The sequence below is a fragment of the Alteromonas sp. KUL150 genome (assembly GCF_009811475.1).
Lineage (GTDB): Bacteria > Pseudomonadota > Gammaproteobacteria > Enterobacterales > Alteromonadaceae > Alteromonas > Alteromonas gracilis.
The window spans coordinates 76,612-96,399 of sequence record NZ_BLIJ01000029.1 but is presented as its reverse complement, the minus strand read 5'-3'; the positions used below and the strand labels follow the sequence as shown (position 1 = coordinate 96,399).

The following is a 19,788-nucleotide window of genomic DNA, read 5'->3' as shown; positions in this document are numbered from 1 at the left end:
TGAAATCACCACATTTTGATAAATTTTAATATCCTATGGCTTCACTACTTGGCAACTTATTCATTCTTGCAGCTCCGTCTGGAGCAGGAAAATCAAGCCTTATAAAGGCACTAATGGAAAAGTACGAAGGCAATGAAAGCGCGCCTATGCAGGTGTCTGTGTCTCATACCACGCGTCAACCTCGTCCAGGTGAAGTTGATGGCGTCCACTATCACTTTGTCAGTCGTGAGCAGTTTGAAGCGCTTATTGAGCAAGGCGTATTCTTCGAGTATGCGGAAGTCTTCGGTAACTACTACGGCACATCTCGCGTGACTATCGAGCAGACGTTGCACCGCGGAATAGATGTGTTTCTAGATATCGATTGGCAGGGCGCACGCCAAGTTAAAGCACTTATGCCAGATACTTGCGGGATATTTATCTTACCTCCATCATTAGAGGTGCTAGAGCAGCGTTTAAATAGTCGCGGGCAAGATTCTGAAGAGGTCATCGCGGGCCGTATGGCACAAGCGGTGGCTGAAATGTCGCATTTTAACGAGTTCGATAGTGTAATTATTAACGACGATTTTGCTACCGCGTTAAATGACTTAGAGTCTATCGTTACAGCACGACGCCTTCGCACAATGAAACAGCAAATGCGACATCAAGTGCTATTAGACGAACTACTGGGTAACGCGTAGGTTTACCATATCGTGTATGGCGTTTGCTTGAAGGCCTTAAGATCAGCAATACGCCGCCTAGATCTGACTGCTTCAATTTCAAACAAAACACTAGGATCGCGCAGTGTGTTTGTGTATACTACGCGGCCGTTTTTTGAATAAATTGCTCAACCTAATTTCCGGAGAAATACATGGCTCGCGTAACTGTAGAAGATGCCGTAGATAAAATTGGTAACCGCTTTGACCTAGTGCTTGTTGCTGCACGCCGTGCACGTCAAATTGCCACTGGAGGAAAAGATCCTATGGTTGACGTTCAAAACGATAAGCCAACTGTGACAGCACTTCGCGAAATTGAAGAAGGTTTAGTGACTGCTGCTACGCTAGAACAAGCGGATCTTCAAGCTCAAGAACAGCAAGAACACGCTGAGTTTGCCTCTGTTGCGAACATTTTATCTGATCAGTAAAACTTACTTTCAACGGTTTTAGCTGTAATTTGGCGCCAGTGCTTTGAAAAAAGCACTGGCGCTTTGCTTTTGGTGTATTGGCTTATTGCACAATAAAACGTATTCTTAGTGTTATAACGTTTTGTAAAAGTGATTAGGGTAACGCTTCGCTGTGTATTTGTTTGAAGGTTTAAAGCAGAAAGTTTTAGAGTACTTGCCGGCCGAGCGCGTGCAGCTGGTTCAGGATTCTTTTGTGCTTGCGCAAGAAGCGCACGATGGACAAATGCGCTCAAGTGGCGACCCTTATATTACACACCCTGTTGCTGTTGCTGGTATTCTGGCGGATATGCACCTTGATCATGAAACGATCATGGCGGCGCTGCTTCATGATGTTATCGAAGACACCCATTACAGCAAAGAAGACTTGGCTGAAGCCTTTGGTGATACCGTTGCAGAACTGGTTGAGGGCGTAAGTAAGCTAGATAAGCTAGCGTTTAGTACCAAACAAGAAGCGCAAGCCGAAAACTTTCGTAAAATGATGATGGCCATGGTGCAAGACATCAGGGTTATTCTCATCAAACTTGCTGACCGCACGCACAATATGCGCACTCTGGGTTCGCTGCGTCCAGATAAGCGTAGACGTATCGCTCTTGAAACCTTAGAGATTTACGCGCCGATAGCCCATCGATTGGGTATACACGATATTAAAAACGAGCTAGAAGACCTGGGTTTCCAAGCCATGTATCCGATGCGCCATCGCGCCCTAAAATCGGCAGTTCGACAAGCGCGTGGTAATCGCAAAGAAATCATCGAAAATATCCGTGAAGAGCTTAATACCCGCTTAGACGCCTACGAAATCGACTCGAACGTGCTAGGGCGTGAGAAGCACCTGTATTCCATTTACCGCAAGATGAAAAACAAAGAACTGATGTTCAACGAGGTAATGGATATTTACGCATTTCGCATAGTGGTGGATTCGGTAGATAACTGTTATCGCGCACTCGGTGCTATGCATGGGCTTTATAAACCCATTGAAAATCGTTTCAAAGATTACATTGCGATCCCCCGAACTAACGGTTATCAGTCGCTACATACATCATTGATTGGACCCCACGGAATTCCTGTTGAAATTCAAATTCGAACACAGGAAATGGACCAAATGGCTGACAAAGGGGTAGCCGCACATTGGCTTTATAAAGAGCCAGGCGACAATGGCACTACTGCGCAGCTTCGCGCACGCAAGTGGATGCAAAGTTTGCTTGAACTTCAGCAATCGGCCAGTTCGTCTTTTGAATTCATCGAATCGGTGAAAACCGACCTTTTCCCCGATGAAATTTATGTTTTCACACCAGACGGCCGTATTATTGAATTACCAACTGGTGCAACTGCCGTCGATTTTGCCTATGCAGTTCACTCTGATGTTGGTAATACCTGTGTAGGTGTACGTGTAGAACGCAGAAACTTTAGCTTGAGCAAGCCGCTAGAGAACGGTCAAACCGTTGAAATCATTACTTCCCCTAAAGCAAAACCGAATGCGAACTGGCTTAACTTTGTAGTAAGTGCTCGTGCGCGTACGCGTATTCGTCAGTATCTGCGTAAACAGCATTCTCAAGAAGCGGTCAACATGGGGAACCGCCTTCTTCGCCATGCGTTAGGAAGCGTTAAGCTAGATGATATTCCGAACGAAGATATCGAACGGGTTGTTGCAGAGACTAAACACGACAGTTTTGATGATTTACTTGTTGATATAGGGCTTGGCAACGAATTGAGCGCTATTGTCGCTCGTCGTTTACTTGGCGAGAGCACAACTGATTTATCAGATAAGAAAGGCAATGTTGCTATTAGGGGTACCGAAGGCCTGCTTGTTCATTATTCTCGTTGTTGCCATCCTATTCCAGACGATGAAATTGTAGCGGTTTTAAGCCCAGGTCGCGGTATGACTATTCACCAAATTGGGTGTAATAATATTCGCAAACTAACACGTGAAGAGCCTCAGCGCGTACTGCCCATGCAGTGGGACGATAATCCACAAGGTGAATTTAAGGCGTCGCTTCGCATTGAATTGTTTAACCATCAAGGGACACTGGCAACATTAACGAACACCATTTCAGGGTGCGATTCCAATATCATTGGCCTGCAAACTGAAGAAAAAGAGAGTAACATCTACTTTATCGACCTTGAACTTACCACTCACAATCGTGTTCACTTGGCGCGCGTGATGAAGAAAATACGCACCATGCCGGAAGTTCAGAAAGTGTCTCGTCATAGTCAATCTCGACACTAATTACTACACTATTTAGGAACTACTATGTCTAAGTCTATTATTCAGACCGATAAGGCACCTGCTGCTATTGGTACTTACAGCCAAGCGGTAAAAGCGGGTACTACTGTTTACCTTTCAGGCCAAATCCCGCTGGTTGCTGAAACCATGGAAATGGTATCCGATGATTTTGAAGCGCAAGCTGTTCAAGTTTTTGAAAATATCAAAGCGGTGTGTGACGCGGCGGGCGGCACAACGAACGATTTGGTGAAAGTGAACATCTTCCTTATCGACCTTGGTCATTTTGCAACGGTTAATGAGATCATGAGCCGTTACTTCACGAAACCTTACCCAGCGCGTGCTGCCGTTCAAGTTTCAGCGCTGCCTAAAGGTGCGCAAATTGAAATTGACGGTGTAATGGAATTACCGGAGTAAGCCATGTCACCTGAGCGTTACCAGCGCATGAGACAGGTGCTGGAAAGAAGGCAAACCGATCTTACGGTTTGCCTTGAAAATGTGCACAAGCCGCATAACGTTTCGGCGGTAGTAAGAACGTGTGATGCGGTAGGCATTCATCGCGTTCATACCGTTTGGGAAAAGAAATACCAGTTTCGTCGCGGTACGGCTATGGGGAGCCAGCAGTGGGTGCGCCAAACCAACCACGACAATATCAACGATGCGATGGCTGAACTAAAAGGCCAAGGCATGCAGGTGTTGGTCACTCATTTATCTGAGACTGCGGTAGATTTTCGTGATATCGACTATACCAAGCCTACAGCAATCTTGTTTGGTCAAGAGAAGTATGGCGCAACGGATGAAGCAAAGGCTATGGCCGACCATGACATTGTTATACCTATGATGGGCATGGTGCAGTCGTTGAACGTATCGGTGGCAGCCGCTCTCGTACTTTACGAGGCTCAGCGCCAGCGCACTATTGCCGGTATGTATAGCACCCAGCAGTTGCCGGAAGAAGAATGTCAGGCATTGGCTTTTCAAAACGGCTATCCCCGTTTATACAAACTATGTCAGAGAAAGGGTTTGCCTTTGCCTCCTATCAATTCATTGGGCGAAGTTGATGCCGATGAAAACTGGTGGAAAGAGATGCAAATCACCCAGGCAGAAGCAAACGCACTAGAAGTTGACTAAGTCACTGGTTTTGCTTTTACTTTTGCTCTCACTTGTATAGGGGCCAGCCTAACAAACTGGCCTAAAGCGTACTCGCCAACCCCTCAACAATCCTTTACACTTCCTATCCAATAACACGTTGAATAACATTTGCTTGAGCTTTAAAGCGTTTAAGCAAGCAATGTTTAAAAGAAGGATGTCGCTTGATGCAAGCACTGGCCACTACACCCATAACTGCGCTTAAAGGCGTAGGCGCAAAGGTGGCAGAAAAGCTCAACAAAATTGGCTTGTTTACCCTTCAAGATATCTTGTTTCATCTGCCACATCGCTACGAAGATAGAACTCGTATATACAGTGTGGCCGAATGTCGCCCCTTTACTCACGTTAGCGTGCAGGGCGAGGTAATGAGCGCCGATATCCAGTATGGTAAAAAGCGCATGTTAGTGGTTAAGCTAAGCGACGGCACGGGCACTATTACGCTGCGTTTTTTTCACTTCGGTGCTGTACAGCGGTCGATGATGACACCAGGTAACACAGTGCGCTGCTTTGGTGAAGTGCGCACCGGGAAATGGGGCATTGAAATGATGCACCCAGAATTTAAATTGGTTGATGAGGATGCTCCACCTACCGAAGAGTCGCTTACGCCGGTTTACCCCACTACCGACGGGGTTAAGCAGTTAACCCTTCGCAATTTAACCGACCAAGCGTTAGCGCTGTTAGATAAAGGCGCACTTGCAGATTTATTACCTGAAGGCATTTATGACGAGCAGATAAGCCTCAACGAAGCTCTGCATTTAGTGCATCGTCCGCCACCTGATGTAGACGTACATGAGATGGAAGAGGGGCTTCACCCTGCTCAGTATCGGTTGATATTAGAAGAGCTACTGTCGCATCACTTGAGCGTGCTTAAAGTGCGTAAGCTGTCTGACGCTCAGCCCGGTATTCCCATTCAAGTGAATCAGCCACTGATAGATAAAATGCTAGCGCAGCTGCCATTTTCACCCACAGGGGCTCAGGCTCGCGTAGTACAAGACATTCAAAAAGATATGCAGCATGCGCGACCCATGATGCGCTTGGTTCAAGGAGACGTTGGCTCAGGTAAAACCTTGGTTGCCGCACTGGCAGCACTATCAGCCATTGGGGCAGGATATCAGGTAGCGTTAATGGCACCTACAGAGCTGTTGGCAGAGCAGCACGCGAATAACTTTCGCGGATGGCTAGAGCCTTTGGGAATAGAGGTAGGTTGGCTTGCTGGAAAGCTTAAAGGAAAAGCGCGCAATGAAGTAATGGCGCGCTTAGAAGCTGGCGATATTCAAATGTTGGTGGGCACTCATGCAATCTTCCAAGAAAGTGTTAACTATCAACAGCTTGCGTTGGTTATTGTGGATGAACAGCACCGCTTTGGGGTACATCAGCGTTTGGCCCTTCGCGATAAGGGCGAACAGCAGGGCCGCTATCCTCATCAGTTGATCATGACCGCCACGCCTATCCCAAGAACGTTAGCGATGACGGCCTATGCTGATTTAGACACGTCGATTATTGATGAACTCCCCCCCGGGAGAACGCCAGTACAAACAGTCGTGTTACCCGATACACGCCGAGCTGACGTTATAGAGCGGGTGCGACAGGCATGTAAAGATAATGGCCGACAAGCCTATTGGGTATGTACGCTTATTGATGAATCTGAAGTGTTAGAGTGTCAGGCCGCAGAAGATGCCGCAGTTACATTGCGCACCGCGCTACCTGACTTGCAGGTAGGATTAGTACACGGGCGACTAAAACCTGCGGAAAAGGCCCAAGTTATGGCTGACTTTAAAGATGGCAAACTCGACTTACTGGTAGCCACTACGGTTATTGAAGTGGGCGTGGATGTGCCAAACGCCAGTATCATGATCATTGAAAACCCAGAGCGTTTAGGGTTGGCGCAGCTTCATCAGCTAAGAGGCAGGGTGGGGCGAGGTGCGGTAGAAAGTCAGTGCGTACTTATGTATCAAAGCCCATTATCTAAAACGGCGACTCAGCGTCTGGGCGTGTTGCGTGAGTCGAATGATGGGTTTTATATTGCACAGCGAGATTTAGAAATTAGAGGCCCAGGTGAATTTATGGGCACCAAACAAACCGGAATGGCAGAGCTAAAAATAGCGGATTTAGTGCGCGACGCTGCACTTATTCCAAAAGTTCAAGAAATTGCGTATACGCTATGGGACAAATACCCCTCTCACGCTCAAGCCATTATAAATAGATGGATAGGGCACAAGGAGCAGTACGGCCATGCTTAATAGTGTGCCTTTAGTTCTTGCTGAAAATAGCAGTAGTGATGATACTGCGCTAGTGAATGCGGTAACTGAAAAGTGGAATTTCCCTGTTATCACTCATAGTGAAAAAGATAATGAAGGGTTCTACCTTCAGGTCAGAAATGGTGTGCTTGGTCTTGCTGACGCGAGTGATAAAAAGGTATTGCCAGTAGAAGTAGACTTTGCGTCACCAGCCAGTTTATACCGAAAGCAGCATGGCGGTGGCCGTAAAGAGCCTATTGTTAAAGCCATTGGCCTTAAAGGGAATGAAAAGTGGCATGTTGTAGATGCTACGCCTGGGTTAGGACGGGACGCTTTTGTACTTGTGAGTGTGGGCTGCAAAGTGACAATGATAGAACGTTCACCTATTGTAGCGGCGCTGCTTGAAGACGGCATCCGCAGGTTAGCGCTTAGTTTTCCAGAACTTGCTTCACAAATGACCTTACGGCATGGAAATAGTGCTGAGGTAATGCAATACTTCAGTGGTGAGAGTGTGAACGCTATTTATTTAGACCCCATGTTCCCACACAAAAAGAAGTCAGCCTTGGTGAAAAAGGAAATGCGGCTGTTTCAGCAACTGCTTGGTCATGATCCAGACGCAGATGCGCTGTTACCGCCAGCACTAGAGCTAGCCACGCACCGGGTAGTGGTTAAACGCCCAAACAGTGCAGACGTGCTGGCAGGAATGAAAGCATCAATGGCTATTGAAAGCAAAAAACACAGATTTGATGTGTATTTGTGTCAAAAAAATCTAGGAGAGTAGCATGATACAAGTTGGGGGCACTTTGCCTGAAGTAGATTTTAGCCTTTTAGAAAATGGCGAAATAACCAACCCAGGAACGAATGAGTTGTTTTCGGAAAAACGCGTTGTACTGTTTGCAGTGCCAGGAGCATTTACGCCAACCTGTTCACAAGCACACTTGCCGGGCTATGTAGCGCTTGCTGATAAAATCAAAGCGAAAGGCATTGATACTATTATCTGCTTAAGCGTGAACGATGCATTTGTGATGGATGCATGGGGTAAAGCGAACAATGCGGACGAAATTGTAATGCTCGCTGATGGTAACGGTTTCTTCACTAAACAAATTGGTTTGGATATGGGCACTGGAAATTTCGGTGGCTTACGTTCGCTACGTTATTCAATGCTAGTAGAAGATGGCGAAGTGAAAAAGCTGAATGTGGAAGACCCAGGTAGGTTTGACGTAAGCGACGCACAAACCATGCTAGATAGCCTGTAAGCACGCTTTAAAGCATAAACGTCAAGATAAGCCCGCAACCTAGGTTGCGGGTTTTTTTCGTTTAAGCGTTCGTGAATATTCATTAATTTACATATCCGTATACTTAGCATTGAAATTCATTAAAATGTCATCAGAGTATGATCTCCCACTTAACGAATAGCGTTAAATATCAACATGTTCAGCTAACATTAATCTGCTTTAGATTATGGTTAAGAGGGTTTCAGGCGCATGTCATTTAGGCGAGGACGCCAAGCTACATAGCGTGTGGACTCGTTCACTTACCTTTACTTGCTTAATGATAATAAGTATCATTTGCGCGAAAAGACAAACGTTTTAGGAATAATTATGACAACAACACTGAAAAAAATGGGTGCTTTGGTTCTGGCATCAGCGGTGACATTCTCAATGCTATCGTCTCAAGCATTTGCGAACGGTGCGATTGGCGATCACGTGAACAATCTTCACGCACACATTGGTGAATATACGGAAGAGGTGCATTGGCTAGAAGAGAAGTTTGGCGGTGTTGTTGATGCGTATGAAGCAAAAGACAAGTCTGTTAAGTCAGACGCGCTCATCGAATATTGGGAAGAGGTGGACTTCCACTCAGCTATCGAAACCCAATACGTGCCTATCTATGCTTCAATTTGGCAAGGTATTTATGGTGTAAAGGTAGCTATTGATGAAGGTAAGCCAGTTTCTGACGTGCGCGTAGAGCAAGAGAAGCTAAATCATGCCTTGTGGCAGGCGCTAGGCGCAGTTAAACTTGCAGCCCAGTATCAAAAGAAAGGGTTAGTGAACAAGGTTCAAACCACTGAAAAAGAACCGACCACTGGCCCTGAAGTAATCGATGATATTAAAACACGTCTTGATCGCGTGGTTGCGAAGTATGCAGAACAACTGCACGAGGTCGCAACAACACTTGTTCACGATACTTATCTTCAGCGCTTTGAAGGCGTGGAAGGTGACTTGATTGCAAAAGACGCAGCATTGGTTGAAGACCTTGAAAAAGACTTTAACGTTACGCTTCCTCAGGCTATCTCGAAAGACAAAGGCGTAGATGCTGTGCGTAAAGTAGTCGAGTCTATGCAGGTCAAGCTTGATCGCGCCCGAGCGCTGTTAGTCGAAGTAGAGCAAAGTCGCAAAGACGTATTTTAAGGAAGGTGTATGCAACGTAGAACATTCTTACAAGGCTTAGCTGCAGCGGGTGCTTTATCAGGCTTGCCCTTTGGCCTTGCTCAGGCAATGACGCAAACAGGTAGCGTGTCTGTTGAATCATTACCAAAATTAGAAGGCAAGCTTACCTTATATTTAGGTCGCGGCGAGGGCGGTCTATACGAGAATGTTCTAAAAGCTATTGAAAAACGCAACCCAAAACTTAACTTAAAGGTAAGAAGAGGCGGATCGGCAGCACTTGCAAATACCATTGTTGCTGAGACGAAAGCGGGCGTAAAGCGCGCTGACCTTTTCTGGGCAGTGGATACCGGTTCAATTGGTGTAGTCACCGATGCTGGCGCTGCCAAACCTTTGCCAAACGACTTGCGTTCGCAGCTTCGCGAAGATTTTCAGTATCCTAGCTGGTCACCGGTAACAGGTCGTGTGCGCACACTGCCTTATAACACAGAGCGTGTTAAGCCCGAGCAAATTCCAGAAAGCGTAATGGTGCTGGCCGATAGCGATTTGAAAGTGGGTTGGGCACCGGCTTATTCGTCGTTCCAGTCATTTGTAACAGCAATGCGTATTTTAGAAGGCGACAAGGCCACTAAAGCCTGGCTGAAAGGAATTAACAAGCACGCCAAAAAATATGCCGGCGAGCTTGGCGTGGTGATGGGCGTAGAACGTGGAGAAGTGGACATTGGTTTTGCCAACCACTACTACACGCTTCGTCTTAAGTCGGGTAAACCCAACGCCAATGTAGCCCTCGCTTACAGTAAGGGTGATGCGGGCTGTTTGGTTAACGCTTCTGGTATTGTCGCGTTAAGTGAAGGTGACTTACCGGTTAACTTTATTCGCTATTTGCTGTCACAAGAAGTGCAGTCGTATCTTGCTCGTGAAGCTTACGAAATACCTTTAGTCCAAGGCGTTGAACAGCCACAGGGCTTAGCAAGTTTGAGCACGCTCTCTCCGCCAGAAATGGACCTTCGCAAACTGGCTGATTTACGCCCCACCCTTAATCTTATGAGGGAAGTCGGCGTACTGTGACAAACTGGCCAAAGTCGTATCCACTGGCACTACTTATCGCGCTGATGGCTTTATTGCCCGTCGGCGTTTTGTTTTCTTTAGCTCAAGATAGTGCGCAGCTTTTCGATACTCATAATCTAAGGGTTTTAGGCAACACTGTTTCGCTGGTGGTACTTACCATAATTGGGTCTGTGCTTATTGGTGTCCCTCTAGCCTTTCTCACGGCCTATGTGCAAATGCCGTTTAAGCGTTTCTGGCTTATTCTACTCGCAGCCCCTCTAGCTCTACCTAGCTATATTGGCGCGTTTGCGATGTACTTTTCTTTTGGTCGGGGCGGAGAAATAGAAAACATTTTAGGTATTTCAACGCCGCCCATTAGCGGTTTGTGGGGCTCTGCATTAGTAATGAGTCTGTACACGTATCCTTTCGTGATGATGACAACCCGTTCCAGCCTTTTGAGTTTAGATGCTAGTTTAGTTAATGCTGCCCGCACGTTAGGTTTATCCCTAGGCGCTAGCCTTTGGCGCGTTGTGTTGCCGCGTGTCGTTAATAGTGTTGCGGCGGGCGCTTTACTTGCTGCGCTTTATGCGTTGTCTGACTTTGGTACACCAGCCATAATGGGCTTCGACACGTTCACCCGCGTAATTTTTGTTGAATACAATGCGTTCGGATTGAGCCAGGCGGCCATGCTAAGCCTGCAGCTTATGGTTATTGTTGGGCTAATTCTATTTATAGAGAGCCGTGTAAGCGGCGCTCAAGAACGCCCAGGCAGGCATTTATCGTTATTTCCAGCTCGCTGGCAGCGCAACCTGATGCTGCTATCCACCATGCCGGTGGTATTTATGGCTATTGTACTTCCACTTGCTATTTTCACGCTGTGGTTAGTGCGAGAAGGTACAGGTGGTTTTGAATTTAGCTATGCGTGGAATTCTGCCCATGCGTCATTTTTAGCCGCCATTGTTGCCGTCTTACTCGCTATTCCCGTCGCTCATGCTGCGATTGCCGGTAAAGCGGGGCGACTTATGGAGCGTATCACCTATTTTGGCTTTGGTGTTCCCGGTATTGTTATGGGAACAGCCTTGGTTTACGTTGGTCTTAAATATCTGCCAGCCCTTTATCAAACGCTAAGTTTGCTGGTGATGGCTTACGTGCTGCGCTTTATACCCCTTGCTGTTGGTAGCGTAAGAAGCACTGCCGAAAATATTGATTCAGGGCTAGTGAAAGCCGCCCGTGTACTCGGTGCCAGCCCACGGGAAGCGTTTATTCGCGTTACGCTACCGCTAACCCTACGTGGTATGATTGCAGGCGCTGCGTTAGTATTTCTAGAAGCCATGCGTGAGTTGCCGGCCACGCTAATGCTGGGACCTACCGGGTTTGAAACATTAGCCACATACATGTGGCGGGTTTATGAGGCAGGCTACTTTGGTCGTGCCGCTGTGCCGGGGTTATTATTAGTTTTATTATCAGGTGTGGGATTAATACTCATGCTATCGGGCGAAAGAAAAGCCCAATTTACCGTTACTGAGGATGATCGTTCGTAATGCTAAGTGTTAGTAATTTGTCAGTGAATTATGGGTCTACCCGCGTTGTCGACAAGTTAAATCTTGAGCTTGGTCAAGACGAAATCCTCATGCTAGTGGGGCCAACCGGCTGCGGTAAAACTACTATTTTGCAAGCACTTGCAGGGCTTATCCCCATCTCCGAGGGTTCCATGAGCTTGGGTAAATGGCAAAGCACGTCTAGCAAGCATGTTCCGCCTGAAAAACGTAACGTGGGTATGGTGTTTCAAGATTTTGCGCTTTTTCCACACCTTACCGTGCAGCAGAATGTGTGCTTTCGTTTAAAAGATACGAAGCTGGCTGATCACTGGTTAGAACTTTTAGGGCTGGATAACTTTCGAGATGCCAAACCCGCGCGTTTATCTGGCGGACAAAAACAACGGGTAGCATTAGCAAGAACGTTGGCCCACGAGCCGGCTTATGTATTGCTTGATGAGCCGCTTTCAAACTTAGATGCCGCGCTTAAAGATAGTTTGCGTTGGGAAATTCGCGATGCGCTTAAAAAAGCAGGTGTGCCCGCTATTTGGGTCACCCATGACCAAGAAGAAGCGCTTAGCGTTGGCGACAGAGTGGGAATTTTAAATAGAGGCGTGCTAGAGCAATTAGATACGCCAGAAGCCTGTTACTCTTCGCCAGCTAGCCGTTTTGTAGCGCGCTTTATGGGAGAGGCAAGTTTCTTAAGTGCAACTTTCGACAACAGCGAAGCAAATACTGATAAAACGGTTGTTACAGAAATTGGCAAGGTGCCAGGCACGCCGCTTCAAGGTGCCAACGGTAATGTTGATTTGCTGGTTCGCCCTGATGATTTAAGCTTAGACGCTACGCTTAATGAAACTAACTGCACCATTGAGTGGGTACGATACGAAGGCGAAAGCCGACTGTACGCAGTGGGGTTAGATAGCGGCGACGAGCTAAAAGTACGTGTTAGCCACGAGAATGCTATAAAGCCGGGTAACCGCGCTTTCGTTCAGCTTATTACTACACACCCGCTAGCGGTGTTTCCAAAGGACCACCGTGATTAAGCGCGATGTGATAGTTATTGGTGCAGGTGCTGCAGGGCTTTTTTGTGCGGCCCAGGCTGGGGCTCGCGGACGTAGCGTAGAAGTGCTCGACCATGCAAAGAAAGTGGGGCGTAAAATCCTTATGTCTGGCGGCGGCCGCTGTAACTTCACAAATATGTATGCCAGCCCCGAGAACTTTCTATCGCAGAATCCACATTTTTGTAAGTCAGCACTTAGCCGCTACACCCAATGGGACTTTATTAGCTTGGTTGCCGAACACGGTATTGCCTATCACGAAAAGACCTTGGGCCAATTGTTTTGTGACGACAGTGCCAAAGATATCGTCGACTTATTGCTTAAGGAATGTGATAAAGCCAACGTGACTATCACCACGCGCTGTGAAATATCGACGGTAGAAAAAACTGAAAGTGGGTACTTACTTTCTACTACAAATGGGGATTATGAGTGTGAGTCGCTGGTTATTGCGACTGGCGGCTTGAGTATGCCAAAGCTTGGTGCTACCCCATTCGGTTACAAAGTTGCTGAACAATTCGGACTTAATGTTTTACCTACCCGTGCTGCTCTCGTTCCATTTACTCTGCACGATAAAGACAAAGAAACGCTGGCTGAACTTAGCGGAATTGCCGTAGACGTTTATGCGAGCTGTAATGACACCACGTTTAAAGAGGCTATGCTTTTTACCCATCGGGGGTTAAGTGGCCCAGCTATGCTGCAAATTTCCAGCTATTGGGAGGCGGGGGACAGCTTAAGTATTAACACGTTGCCCAATGACGATGCCGCTAAACTTTTGCAAAACGCGCGCACAGAAACGCCAGATGCGCTGCTGGCTACCTGCCTAAATAAAGTATTCCCCAAGCGAATGGTCCAGAGCTTTATTGAGTATCATAACTGGCGCAACGTACCGGTAAAACAGCTTACTCATGGGGAATGTGACGCCATTGCTGACACGCTTGAAAATTGGCAGGTAAAACCCAACGGTACAGAAGGATATAGAACCGCCGAAGTTACTATAGGTGGTGTAGATACTAATGACCTATCATCAAAAACCATGATGGCTAAAAACGTAGAAGGCCTTTACTTCATTGGCGAAGTGGTTGACGTTACCGGCTGGCTCGGCGGGTTTAACTTCCAGTGGGCGTGGAGCAGTGGCTGGGCTGCCGGGCAAGTGGTTTAAAACGACATACCAATAGCAAGCCCTGCAACCACTGCGCTTTTATGGTTGCGGTGATAATCGTAATGAAGCTGTGGTGAGATGGTAAAGCCAGACACTTCAAACTCGTACAAAAAGCCTAATCGAACCACTTCCATTTTATGGCTGCCATGAAATTCTACGCCAGGGCCAATTTGTGCAATAAAATTGTGAGTAATGTGAAGGTCTGCGACCAATAGATAAGTATACGCATCCAGGTCTTCATAAGCGTACTCTGCGACAATCCCCACCCCTAAAAAATCGCTCACCCGGTATTCGTAGTCTATGCCTAATGTGAACGCGTTCCCGTGATCTTTGGTGTAGGTTGTACCTACCAGTGCAGACAAATGGTGGGGTGCTGACTGCCAGTGATGTCCCGCGTCTTTGGCATAAGTAAATGGGGAGCATGACAAAACAGCTAACAGAATTATTACTTTAATTTCTTGCATAACGCGCCTCATTTACCTTCTCACCGTGACTTCATAGAGAGCAGTCGTCTCTAACCCTAAGGTGGACTGGCTGATGTGAGATTAAGCATAGGATTCGTGAGGCTTTTGTGGTAATGAACTTTAGTCGAAAATTATTGAAACTAAGGATGTTTATGGTGTTATTTTATAGACGTTGTTATCTATCTATATACGTTGAAACTCGCTAGAGTGGAGTTTTTAGCGTCTGTTTTAAAGGAAAAGAATGATGTCGAGCCATGGTGAAAAAGCGCGTTTTATTGAAGCATGCACAACACAACTAATGCGACTATATTCGGCAAGTAAAGCGGGTAAAAACGTGGATGCAGACAAATACAGAGTGCAAGGCTTTATGCACGCTGGTGAATTAATGGGGCTGCTCACTAAGGAAGAAGGAAAAGCACTCATCGCCGACTTGCACATTGAAGTGTTTGGAGAAACCATTGATGCGCGTGCCGACAGAAAACGAAAGCTCAATGCGTTAAAAGAGTCAGACCCTGACGCCTACTTAGAAATTCCTGCTATAGAAAGACGCTAAATACCATCCTCACAGCCAAAGACGTTTCGATTCACGTTGGTGAGTTTTTAAGTAATGTCTATACTGAAGTAGTGTCGTTAACATTAACTCTGACGGCATGCCCTTTAATGTATGGCAAATCCACCACATGGAAAGTAGCAATCTTAAGTGAGCGGGGCATTAGTGCTTAAACAGCTAATTTATAGAAGCAAAGCAACGGCAAACTTTAGTGAGGATGACTTACTAAAGATCACATCAGACTCTCTACCTTTTAATCAAGAAAACAACATTACAGGTATCTTGTTATTTGATGGTGACTATTTTTTTCAGGTACTTGAAGGGAAGAGCGAAGTTGTTCAATCGCTTTTCGAACACATCAAAGAAGACAGCCGGCACACCAATATTGCAAAAGTGACTGAACTTGTCGTTCATAAAAGAGATTTTGGTGAATGGTCGCTAAGGACTCTGGCCGTGAACGAGGGCAGTCGTTGCTACTGGCTACCACCAGACCTCAGCCTTAGTAGAGAAGGAAGAATGTTTGCGTTATTAAACAGCTTTGCCTCTGGAAAATGGCGCACCTGTTTGAGCAATGAGGAACGCAAGCGGGTAAGTGCTAAAGTCATCACTAAGGCTACCTCGATTGCTCAGTTTGAGAGCTCACACATCCAATTTGCATTCCAGCCAATCATCGACACCTTTAAAGGCAAAATCACGTCATTAGAAGCCTTGATAAGAAGTGACGATGGCAAGTTTCCTGAAGCGATACTCGATTGCTTAGACGGTGAAGAGAAGTATAAGTTTGACCTTGAAAGTAAAGCCATTGCTATTGCTCAAGGGGCGAAGTTACTCAACCCAACTCAGTCACTCTCTATTAATTTATGTCCCGGCGCAATTACTTACTTACCTGATGTGGGCGAATATTTATATAAATTATTGAAGCAAAGCGGACTCAAGCCAGATCAGTTAGTGTTAGAGGTAACCGAAACAGAAATAATCAAAGAGAACGACGCTTTTTTCGAAGCTATTGAGTGCATTCGGTCTCGCGGTATCAGAATTGCCATAGACGATTTTGGCGCCGGCTACGCAGGGCTATCGCTGCTTGCTGACTTTTCCCCAGACAAAATAAAGCTAGACAGAAAAATTACCACAGGAATTCACGAGAATGGCCATCGGCAAGCCATTACTGAAGCGGTATTAGAGTTTGCTAATGCAATGGGGATTCCGCTTGTCGTTGAAGGGGTAGAGACAATAGAAGAGTGGTTGTGGTTACAACACATTGGCGTGCAAAGATTCCAAGGTTTTTTATTTGCAAAGCCTTGTCTTAACGGTATTGCAGAGGTCAAATTTCAGGTGGACGGCGAAACTCTCTAGCAGGAAGCTGTATCAAACCTGGCCGCTGAGTTAATCTTCGGTGAGATTTTGCTGTGTTTTCTCATTTCTCAACTACGCTTTATAGGTATAAAATTTTTATCATTAACACCCGCGGTGCATAACACTCGTTATGTGATGCTTTACAGGGATATGCTTGCTATACGGATTTGGCAGTAGTACCGGTAGGAATTCATTTATGACAAGTAATGTCTCAAACGTTTTTTCCCGCTTATGGCTTTGCCTCGGACTATTAGTCGTTAGTTTTCAAGCGGTCGCTGCATGTGAAATGGCCGGAGAAGATGGGTTTGCTATTACCGCTAAGGTGCCAGTAGAGGCGGGGCAGCAACGTTTTTCTTTTGTCTGTGATATTGACTCGCCCCACATACTTTATTTTTCTGATAATTCCATCTCGTTCAATCAGTTATATGATCAAGATATGCGCAAAATCTCAGCCCTCCCCGGCGCTTTTCAAGCTTACCCGCTCGACCCATCAAATAAGCTATTTTACTTAGACTTAAGCTCTCAAGTTGAAAGGTTTTTAACGTTAAATGTCTCTACGCTAGCCGATTATCAAAGGTTTTCTTCTGTTCACACCCTTACCATGAGCTTGTTTATTGGTTTTTGCCTCGCGCTCGTGCTTTACGTAGGCATGTTAGGAAGCAGCATGCGCAACTATGGCTTTTATTCCTACAGTTTTTACGTGTTCAGTGCGGCCATTTTTTTTTCCCTTCAAGAGGGACTGTTAAACATTGTTTTCCCCGATATAAGTCTTTTTTCCAATTTTAAGCTTATTTTGTTGTTTGCTGGGCTCACTGTTTTTGCTGCTGTTAGATTTCTTGATCAACTACTCGATTTCAAAGTGTTATTAATGGGTTGGCAGCGTCATTTCTTACTTGGAATGGCGAATACAGCTTTAGCGTTATCTCTGTTGCAACTTGTACTTCCTTACAGTGGGGCAGCGCTCGTTAATCACATGCTAAGTCTGATAACGCTAATTACTATGACAGGTACGCTATCAAGTTGCGTATATGCCACTTATCGAAAAGTTCACTGCTCAGCCCTTGTTATGACTGGCATTGCGGTAATGGTGCTTACCATGCTTTTCCGTTTGGTCTTCGTAGACACGTCAGAATTTATGTATCGATACGGACTGGTTGTTAGTATCACACTGGAAGCGTTTATATTTGCTATGGCGACGTGCAGAAAAGTAAAAAAACTAGACGATGATAGAGTGGGGGCTTTTAAGCGAGCTTCGACAGATGCTTTGTGTAACGTGCTCAATCGCAGCGGATGGGAAAGCATGGCGAATACTATACTGTCTACCTACAACAAGGAGCGAGGGTATCTCACGCTTCTCTTTATTGATGTTGATCACTTCAAGGAAATTAATGATCAATATGGTCATCATGCCGGTGATAAAGTGCTTCAGGTAATTGCCAAGATTTTAAAGAGTCGGTGTCGAGAACAGGATGCAGTTGGTCGTTTGGGTGGGGATGAATTTGTGGTGTTGAGTCATTGTTACAGTGAAGGGCAGTCGGAGCGTTTAGCGGCTCGCGTAGAAGCGAGTTTGAGCGACAGAGACATCAGAACAGATAACTATGTTATACCCGTAACAGCCAGTGTTGGCGCCTATATCACACAAGAGCGATGTAAGGATTTAACCAGTTTGCTGGATAGAGCGGATAAAATTATGTATCACGTTAAAGCGCAGAAAAAAGACGAGGCCCCCTTGGTCTCTTAACCAGTTTCTATATTAATTGAGCTTTAGCTATGTGTTTAACCGCTCTGGTCAAATCGGCAAGTGCAGCAGACTCAAGCGTTGTCCAGTGCCAGAATAGAGGCACGCCTAATTCCTGATCAGGGAATAGGGGAACAAGTTCACCTTTTTCTACCTCTTGCGCAACTTGTAGTGTTGGAAGTAGTGCCCACACCACGCCATCTAACGCCATTTTTACAAACCCATGAGAAGAGGGGTACCAATGACAGGAGGTAAAGGTTGGCGCAATGTTATGGCATTCCCTCTGATAGTCAGCAAGTAAGGTGACGTCATACTCATCGTAAAGTAACCCTGGTGTAGCCATAACATGTGCTGGTGATATACCTTTGCGTAAATAGCGGTCTATGAAGCGGGGAGACGCGTAAAGTTGATAGCGCATAGTGCCCAGCCTTACTGACTGGCCGCCGGTGATCGGTGTGCCCGTTTGGCTAATGCAGGCCATAACGCGCCCCTGCTGAAGGATATCACGGGTTTGTGTTTGGTCTGCATTAACGATATGGACGGGGTTAGCGCGTTTATCACAAAATGCAGCCATCACTTGGGAAAACCACGTCGCCAATACATCATTGTTCACCGCTACACTTAGCGGTGCTGCGGATGCTTCAAGCCCGCTTTTAATATTTAACGCTTCTTCTAACACACTAACCTTTTGTATGTGCGCGAGTAGTTCTTTTCCTAGTGGTGTTGGCTTTAAGGGCTTTGTTCGCACCATAACCGGGCCACCGACGCTTTGCTCTAGCCGTTTAATCTTTTGCGAGACTGCAGATTGAGTAAGGTTGAGGGCCTGAGCACCCTTCTCAAAGCCACCATAGCGAAGCACTTCGTGAAAACACCGCAACGCATCATAATCAAGCATAAAAAAGCCACCTGTGAAAAGAAGGTTATAAATATTAATTTTGCTTATCAAAAACAAATATCATTAATTTAATTTAGTCCTCCAAGGTGTATAAAATCAAGACAATTATTTGGTTGTACAGCTTCTTTGCTTTTAAAGCTTCACCAGCCAGTGCGTTTTAAATTTTATAATTGTTTTACTTAAGAGGCAGGTAACATGTTAGCGGCAGTAACAAGTGGTTTCGTGATGGGCGGTACCCTTATCATCGCGGTGGGTGCGCAAAATAGCTTTCTTATCGAGCAATCAATGAAGCGACAGTGGACAAGCTTATTTGTGCTGCTATTTATCTTAAGTGACGCAATATCCATAAGCTTGGGCGCTATGGGGTTTGGCCTATTACTGCAGGAATACCCTATGCTGGTGACCATTACAAAATGGGCTGGCGTGGCATTTTTGTTATGGATTGCCTTCAACAAGATTAAATCCTCTATGGCAAATGATGCGTTAGTTTTGCAAATGGCAAAAAAACAGCTTTCGTTCAAAAAAGCCCTTTTAATTGCGTTAGCAGTCACTTGGCTTAACCCTCACTTTTATTTAGATACCTTGCTGCTAATGGGTAATTTGGCAAGTCAGTGGCAGGAAAACAAATGGTGGTTCGTTGGCGGCGCCATTGGCGCATCAATTGTTTGGTTTATTGGTTTAAGTACGCTGACTGCACGCTTTGCGCATCATATGCAGCGTCCGAACTTTTGGCGCTGGTTCAACCGGTTAAATGCGGCAGTTTTGGGTATGGTCAGCCTTCAATTGGCTAGTCTGTAAATAAAAAGGTTAGGTAACCGAATTTCAAGACGCGTAGAGTG

19 protein-coding genes are annotated in these 19,788 nt (G+C 46.0%); 17 read left to right on the top strand and 2 right to left on the bottom strand.

Annotation, left to right across the window (positions count from 1 at the left end; translation table 11 throughout):
• Positions 1–35 precede the first annotated feature (35 nt).
• The 13 genes from gmk to GVO62_RS06530 all read left to right on the top strand — a co-directional run bounded on the left by gmk (position 36) and on the right by GVO62_RS06530 (position 13,949).
• The gene (gene gmk / locus GVO62_RS06590) at positions 36–677 is read left to right on the top strand and encodes a guanylate kinase (RefSeq protein WP_105929870.1); all 642 of its coding nucleotides are present in this window, start codon (positions 36–38) and stop codon (positions 675–677) included.
• 170 nt (positions 678–847) lie between these two features.
• A complete protein-coding gene (gene rpoZ, locus GVO62_RS06585; RefSeq protein WP_105929871.1) occupies positions 848–1,120 on the top strand; it encodes a DNA-directed RNA polymerase subunit omega in 273 nt (90 codons plus the stop codon).
• Positions 1,121–1,271: 151 nt separating this feature from the next.
• On the top strand, positions 1,272–3,383 hold the full coding sequence (gene spoT, locus GVO62_RS06580; RefSeq protein ID WP_105929872.1) for a bifunctional GTP diphosphokinase/guanosine-3',5'-bis pyrophosphate 3'-pyrophosphohydrolase: 2,112 nt from the start codon (positions 1,272–1,274) through the stop codon (positions 3,381–3,383).
• 24 nt (positions 3,384–3,407) lie between these two features.
• Positions 3,408–3,794, top strand: coding sequence for a RidA family protein (locus GVO62_RS06575; protein WP_014975316.1), 387 nt, complete (start codon positions 3,408–3,410; stop codon positions 3,792–3,794).
• Positions 3,795–3,797: 3 nt separating this feature from the next.
• Complete coding sequence (trmH, locus tag GVO62_RS06570; RefSeq protein WP_159118267.1) at positions 3,798–4,505, top strand: tRNA (guanosine(18)-2'-O)-methyltransferase TrmH; 708 nt, start codon at positions 3,798–3,800, stop codon at positions 4,503–4,505.
• 185 nt (positions 4,506–4,690) lie between these two features.
• Positions 4,691–6,763 (top strand): ATP-dependent DNA helicase RecG, encoded by a 2,073-nt coding sequence (recG, locus tag GVO62_RS06565; RefSeq protein WP_159118266.1) that lies wholly within the window; start codon positions 4,691–4,693, stop codon positions 6,761–6,763.
• Positions 6,756–7,541 (top strand): class I SAM-dependent methyltransferase, encoded by a 786-nt coding sequence (locus GVO62_RS06560; protein ID WP_159118265.1) that lies wholly within the window; start codon positions 6,756–6,758, stop codon positions 7,539–7,541. Before recG ends, GVO62_RS06560 begins: the two co-directional genes overlap by 8 nt.
• Position 7,542: 1 nt before the next feature.
• Positions 7,543–8,016 (top strand): peroxiredoxin, encoded by a 474-nt coding sequence (locus tag GVO62_RS06555; protein ID WP_159118264.1) that lies wholly within the window; start codon positions 7,543–7,545, stop codon positions 8,014–8,016.
• Between the two features lie 345 nt (positions 8,017–8,361).
• Positions 8,362–9,171, top strand: a complete 810-nt coding sequence (locus tag GVO62_RS06550; protein WP_159118263.1) for a hypothetical protein — start codon at positions 8,362–8,364, stop codon at positions 9,169–9,171.
• 9 nt (positions 9,172–9,180) lie between these two features.
• Positions 9,181–10,215 carry an extracellular solute-binding protein gene (locus tag GVO62_RS06545; RefSeq protein WP_159118262.1) on the top strand — a complete coding sequence of 345 codons (1,035 nt, stop codon included), beginning with the start codon at positions 9,181–9,183 and terminating at the stop codon, positions 10,213–10,215.
• Positions 10,212–11,735 (top strand): ABC transporter permease, encoded by a 1,524-nt coding sequence (locus GVO62_RS06540; protein ID WP_120962939.1) that lies wholly within the window; start codon positions 10,212–10,214, stop codon positions 11,733–11,735. The genes GVO62_RS06545 and GVO62_RS06540 overlap by 4 nt, the downstream gene beginning before the upstream one ends.
• Entirely contained in the window at positions 11,735–12,775 is a 1,041-nt protein-coding gene (locus tag GVO62_RS06535; protein ID WP_159118261.1) for an ABC transporter ATP-binding protein, read from the top strand. Before GVO62_RS06540 ends, GVO62_RS06535 begins: the two co-directional genes overlap by 1 nt.
• Positions 12,768–13,949 carry an NAD(P)/FAD-dependent oxidoreductase gene (locus GVO62_RS06530; RefSeq protein WP_159118260.1) on the top strand — a complete coding sequence of 394 codons (1,182 nt, stop codon included), beginning with the start codon at positions 12,768–12,770 and terminating at the stop codon, positions 13,947–13,949. Before GVO62_RS06535 ends, GVO62_RS06530 begins: the two co-directional genes overlap by 8 nt.
• On the opposite strand, the gene GVO62_RS06525 is transcribed toward GVO62_RS06530, so the two are convergent.
• A complete protein-coding gene (locus tag GVO62_RS06525; protein ID WP_159118259.1) occupies positions 13,946–14,413 on the bottom strand; it encodes a hypothetical protein in 468 nt (155 codons plus the stop codon). The two genes, GVO62_RS06530 and GVO62_RS06525, sit on opposite strands and share 4 nt — an antisense overlap.
• A gap of 241 nt (positions 14,414–14,654) precedes the next feature.
• Here GVO62_RS06525 and GVO62_RS06520 point away from each other — a divergent pair, with 241 nt between their 5' ends.
• The 3 genes from GVO62_RS06520 (at position 14,655) to GVO62_RS06510 (ending at position 18,057) form a co-directional block, all read left to right on the top strand.
• On the top strand, positions 14,655–14,966 hold the full coding sequence (locus GVO62_RS06520; RefSeq protein ID WP_236547089.1) for a hypothetical protein: 312 nt from the start codon (positions 14,655–14,657) through the stop codon (positions 14,964–14,966).
• Positions 14,967–15,128: 162 nt separating this feature from the next.
• Positions 15,129–16,316 carry a diguanylate phosphodiesterase gene (locus GVO62_RS06515; RefSeq protein WP_159118302.1) on the top strand — a complete coding sequence of 396 codons (1,188 nt, stop codon included), beginning with the start codon at positions 15,129–15,131 and terminating at the stop codon, positions 16,314–16,316.
• A 196-nt stretch (positions 16,317–16,512) separates the two neighbouring features.
• Complete coding sequence (locus GVO62_RS06510) at positions 16,513–18,057, top strand: GGDEF domain-containing protein (protein ID WP_159118257.1); 1,545 nt, start codon at positions 16,513–16,515, stop codon at positions 18,055–18,057.
• Positions 18,058–18,064: 7 nt separating this feature from the next.
• Here GVO62_RS06510 and GVO62_RS06505 read toward each other — a convergent pair whose 3' ends face one another.
• Complete coding sequence (locus GVO62_RS06505; protein WP_159118256.1) at positions 18,065–18,949, bottom strand: ArgP/LysG family DNA-binding transcriptional regulator; 885 nt, start codon at positions 18,947–18,949, stop codon at positions 18,065–18,067.
• A gap of 195 nt (positions 18,950–19,144) precedes the next feature.
• Between GVO62_RS06505 and GVO62_RS06500 the strand changes: the two genes are divergently transcribed.
• Complete coding sequence (locus GVO62_RS06500) at positions 19,145–19,747, top strand: LysE/ArgO family amino acid transporter (protein WP_105929884.1); 603 nt, start codon at positions 19,145–19,147, stop codon at positions 19,745–19,747.
• Positions 19,748–19,788 lie beyond the last annotated feature (41 nt).

What these genes read in the sequence shown, in the direction of transcription:
- gmk (WP_105929870.1), top strand. Translation starts at nt 36, where the DNA reads ATGGCTTCACTACTTGGCAACTTATTCATTCTTGCAGCTCCGTCTGGA.
- rpoZ (WP_105929871.1), top strand. Translation starts at nt 848, where the DNA reads ATGGCTCGCGTAACTGTAGAAGATGCCGTAGATAAAATTGGTAACCGC.
- GVO62_RS06575 (WP_014975316.1), top strand. Translation starts at nt 3,408, where the DNA reads ATGTCTAAGTCTATTATTCAGACCGATAAGGCACCTGCTGCTATTGGT.
- trmH (WP_159118267.1), top strand. Translation starts at nt 3,798, where the DNA reads ATGTCACCTGAGCGTTACCAGCGCATGAGACAGGTGCTGGAAAGAAGG.
- recG (WP_159118266.1), top strand. Translation starts at nt 4,691, where the DNA reads ATGCAAGCACTGGCCACTACACCCATAACTGCGCTTAAAGGCGTAGGC.
- GVO62_RS06560 (WP_159118265.1), top strand. Translation starts at nt 6,756, where the DNA reads ATGCTTAATAGTGTGCCTTTAGTTCTTGCTGAAAATAGCAGTAGTGAT.
- GVO62_RS06555 (WP_159118264.1), top strand. Translation starts at nt 7,543, where the DNA reads ATGATACAAGTTGGGGGCACTTTGCCTGAAGTAGATTTTAGCCTTTTA.
- GVO62_RS06550 (WP_159118263.1), top strand. Translation starts at nt 8,362, where the DNA reads ATGACAACAACACTGAAAAAAATGGGTGCTTTGGTTCTGGCATCAGCG.
- GVO62_RS06545 (WP_159118262.1), top strand. Translation starts at nt 9,181, where the DNA reads ATGCAACGTAGAACATTCTTACAAGGCTTAGCTGCAGCGGGTGCTTTA.
- GVO62_RS06535 (WP_159118261.1), top strand. Translation starts at nt 11,735, where the DNA reads ATGCTAAGTGTTAGTAATTTGTCAGTGAATTATGGGTCTACCCGCGTT.
- GVO62_RS06525 (WP_159118259.1), bottom strand. Translation starts at nt 14,413, where the DNA reads ATGCAAGAAATTAAAGTAATAATTCTGTTAGCTGTTTTGTCATGCTCC.
- GVO62_RS06520 (WP_236547089.1), top strand. Translation starts at nt 14,655, where the DNA reads ATGATGTCGAGCCATGGTGAAAAAGCGCGTTTTATTGAAGCATGCACA.
- GVO62_RS06510 (WP_159118257.1), top strand. Translation starts at nt 16,513, where the DNA reads ATGACAAGTAATGTCTCAAACGTTTTTTCCCGCTTATGGCTTTGCCTC.
- GVO62_RS06505 (WP_159118256.1), bottom strand. Translation starts at nt 18,949, where the DNA reads ATGCTTGATTATGATGCGTTGCGGTGTTTTCACGAAGTGCTTCGCTAT.
- GVO62_RS06500 (WP_105929884.1), top strand. Translation starts at nt 19,145, where the DNA reads ATGTTAGCGGCAGTAACAAGTGGTTTCGTGATGGGCGGTACCCTTATC.